The sequence below is a fragment of the Rhizobacter sp. P1_G5 genome (assembly GCF_056405435.1).
Genome location: NZ_JBFUCB010001049.1, coordinates 1 through 1,067, shown reverse-complemented (window position 1 = coordinate 1,067; position 1,067 = coordinate 1). Strand labels below are relative to the sequence as shown.

At 69.4% G+C, this 1,067-nt stretch carries 1 protein-coding gene and 1 pseudogene; both read left to right on the top strand.

The features are described 5' to 3' along the window. Positions 1 to 151 (top strand): annotated as a pseudogene (locus tag AC1D12_RS33895) (transcriptional regulator); the annotation flags it as partial. Between the two features lie 26 nt (positions 152 to 177). After that, on the top strand, positions 178 to 1,067 hold an 890-nt coding region (locus tag AC1D12_RS33890), incomplete at its 3' end, for a methionine aminotransferase (protein ID WP_477845460.1).

Genomic DNA, 1,067 nt, shown 5'->3' with positions numbered 1-1,067 from the left:
CGTCACGCGCGTCGCGTTCAAGCGCGGCGCCTACCTGCGCAACTTCGTCTACGCGTTCGCCGAGATGCTGTCCGACCGCCTGAACCGCGGGCTGATCGCGCGCGCGATGAGCGGCGACGCCGCCGACGCCGGACACGATTACCAGCTCTGAGATCCATCAGCCCTGATCCACCCGCCATGACCACCCTGCGAACCCCCACCATCGCAAGCCGCCTGCCGCAGGTCGGCACGACCATCTTCACCGTGATGTCGGCCCTTGCGCAGCAGCACGGCGCCGTCAACCTCGGCCAGGGCTTCCCCGATTTCGACGGCGACCCGCGGCTGCTCGATGCGGTGAGCGGCGCGATGCACCGCGGCCTGAACCAATATCCGCCGATGACCGGCGTGCCGGCCTTGCGCGAGGCGGTGGCCGCGAAGATCGCCACGCTGTACGGCCATGCGTACGACCCCGGCACCGAGATCACGATCACCGCCGGCGCGACGCAGGCCATCATCACGGCGGTCCTCGCGATCGTGCACCCGGGCGACGAGGTGATCGTGCTCGACCCGTGCTACGACAGCTACGAGCCGAACATCGTGCTGGCGGGGGGCACCGCGGTGCACGTGCCGCTGACGCCCCGCACCTTCCGGCCCGATTTCGAGCGCATCCGCGCCGCGCTCTCGCCGCGCACCCGCGCGATCATCATCAACACGCCGCACAACCCGAGCGCCACCGTCTGGACCGCCGCCGAGATGCAGCAGCTGGCCGAGCTGCTGCGCCCGACCGACGTGTTCGTGATCGCCGACGAGGTCTACGAGCACATGGTGTACGACGGCCAGCGGCATGAAAGCGTCGCGCGCCACCCGGAGCTGGCCGCGCGCAGCTTCATCGTCTCGAGCTTCGGCAAGACCTACCACGTGACCGGCTGGAAGGTCGGCTACGTCGCGGCGCCCGCGCCGCTCACGGCCGAGTTCCGCAAGGTGCACCAGTTCAACGTCTTCACCGTCAACACGCCGGTGCAGCATGGGTTGGCCGAGTACATGGCCGACCCGGCGCCCTACCTCGAACTGCCGGCGTTCTACCAGCG